We start from the raw sequence: 2,468 nt of genomic DNA, 5'->3' as shown, positions 1-2,468 counted from the left end.
ACGAGGCGCTCAGCGAGCTGGCCGGACTGCGTCCCGGCGGCGTCGAGCCGCCCGACCGGCCGCACGGCGCCCTGCTCGCGGTCGCGGCCCCCGCCGGACTGGGCAAGACATCGCTCCTCGCCGAGGTCCGCAGGCGCGCCGCCGCCAAGGGCTGCACCGTCCTGTACGCCCGCGGCGGCGAGCAGGAGCAGCGCGTCGCCTTCCACGTGGCCCGTCAGCTCGTCCAGCCCCAGCTCGCCGGGGTGCCCGAGTTCGAACTCCGTTCCCGGCTGGGCAGTTGGTACGCCATCGTCGGCCCCGCCCTCGGCCTGTGCGCCCCCACCGACGGGGCGCCGCCCGACCCGCAGGGCCTGCGCGACGGCCTCGACTGGGTCCTCACCCACCTCGCCGTGCAGCGCGCCCCCATGGTCCTCGTCCTCGACGACGCCCACTGGGCCGACCCGGAGTCCCTGAGCTGGATCGCCTCCTTCGCGCCGCGCGCCGAGGAGCTGCCGCTGCTGTTGGTCGTGGCCTACCGGCCCGAGGAACTCCCCGAACACGCCGAGGCGTTGCGTGGCCTGCCGGGCCGGGCGGGCCGCCGACCGCTCGGTCTCGAACCGCTCAGCGCTCCCGCCATCGCCCGGATGGTGCGCGAATCCCTCGGCTCGCACGCCGACGACGCGTTCTGCCGCGAGTGCTGGGCCGTCACCGCCGGAAACCCCTTCGAGGCCGTCGAGTTGACGGCGAAGGTGCACGACCGCGGTCTCGCCCCGACCGAGAACGGCGCCCACCTGCTGCGTGACCTCGTCGCCGCGGTCAAGGGCAGCGGACTGATCGCCCGCCTCGAACGCCTGGGGGCCTCCACCGTCCGCTTCGCCTGGGCCTGCGCCGTCCTCGGCACCGAGATATCACCCGAACTCGCCGCGGGCGTCGCCGGATTGGGCGTCGAGGAGTCCGCCGACGCCGCCGACCGGCTGCGCAGGGCCCGCATCCTCACCGGCGTGGACACCCTCGAGTTCGTCCACCCGCTGATCGCCACCGCCGTCTACCGCGCCATCCCGGGCGGGGTCCGCGTGGCCCTGCACGGCCAGGCGGCATGGACGGTCGTCAACGCGGGCCTCGGCTCCGCGGTGGCAGCCCGCCACCTGCTGGAGACGCACCCCGACGGCGACCCGTGGGTCGTCCAGCAGCTGCGTTCCGCCGCCCGCGAGACGGTCCGGGCCGGCGCCCCCGACGCGGCCTGCCGCTACCTGGCCCGGGCGCTGCGCGAACCCCCGACGTTCGACGACCGAGCCGTCGTCCTCTACGAACTCGGCAGCGCCTCCCTGCTCACCGAACCGGCCACCACCGTCAACCACCTGCGTGCCGCTCTGGAGGAACCGATCACCGACCCGGCGCTGCGGCACGGCATCGTCTACCGGCTGTCCCAGGTCCTCGCGCACAGCGACCGGCTGGCCGAGGCCTCCGAGATCCTCGCCCGCGAGATGCGGCTCACCACCGACCCGCGGATCCGGCTGCGCATGCAGGCCGAACAGTTCATGTGGGACGCCTTCCGCGCCGACGAACCCGCCTCCCCGGCCCGCTCCCGGCGCCTGGCCAGACTCGCCGACCGGCTCACCGGCCGCGACCTCACCGAGCGCTACATCATCGGGCTGCGCACCTGGGACGCCACCCTGCGCGGCGAACCCACCGCCACCGTGATCCACCACGCCGAGCGCGCGCTCGCCGGAGGCCTGCGCTGGGCCGCCGAGGAGGACCGCGGCTTCGAGGTCCCCGTCCTCGTCGCCATGGCCTTCCTCTACGCGGACCGGCCGGGCCGCACCGAGGAACTCTTCGTCGAGGGCATCGCCGACTTCGAGCACGCCGGCTGGCGCGGTGGTCACCTCTCCTTCGCGTACACGATCCTCGGCTACGTCCGCTACCGGCGCGGCCGCCTCGCCGAGGCGGAGGACTTCGCCCGCGCCGGACTGCGGATCGCCGAGCGGGTGGGGCCCGGCACCCCCGCCCACTGGTACGCCGTCGGCACCCTCATCCAGGTGCTCCTCGCCCGGGGCCGGGTCGCCGAGGCCCAGGGCGTGGGGGAGACGTACGCCTTCGGCGCGCCGTTCCCCGCGGCCGTCGTCTTCCCGGACGCGCAGACGGTGTACGGAGAACTGCTCCTCGCGCTCGGCCGTACCAAGGACGCGGCGCTGGAGCTCGCGGCAGCGGGGCGCCGCCTCGATCCGCGCGGCATACGCAACCCTTCCTGGTGCCCCTGGCAGCTGCACCTCGCGCGCGCCGAGGCCCATGACGCACCGGAGCGGGCCCTGACCACCGCCCACGACGCGATCGAGCGGGCCCGCCTCTTCGGGGCGCCGTCCGGGATCGGGCAGGCCCTGCGCGCCGCCGCCGAGGTCTCCTCCGGCGCGGCCCGCGCCAAGCTCCTGGAGGAGTCCGTGTCCCACCTCGAACGCTCCCCGGCCGGATACGAGCTGGCCTGTTCCCTCGTG

The 2,468-nt window shown here is 75.3% G+C and carries 1 protein-coding gene; it reads left to right on the top strand.

Features of this window, described 5'->3' with window-relative positions:
* Window positions 1-2,468 (top strand): AAA family ATPase (locus tag G3I40_RS37025; RefSeq protein WP_164559213.1); only part of this gene is annotated, 2,468 nt, incomplete at both ends.

The organism is Streptomyces sp. SID14478 (genome assembly GCF_010548525.1).
Taxonomy (GTDB): Bacteria; Actinomycetota; Actinomycetes; order Streptomycetales; family Streptomycetaceae; genus Streptomyces.
Note: the sequence above shows the minus strand (reverse complement) of the source record. Positions and strands in the feature narration are given on the sequence as shown.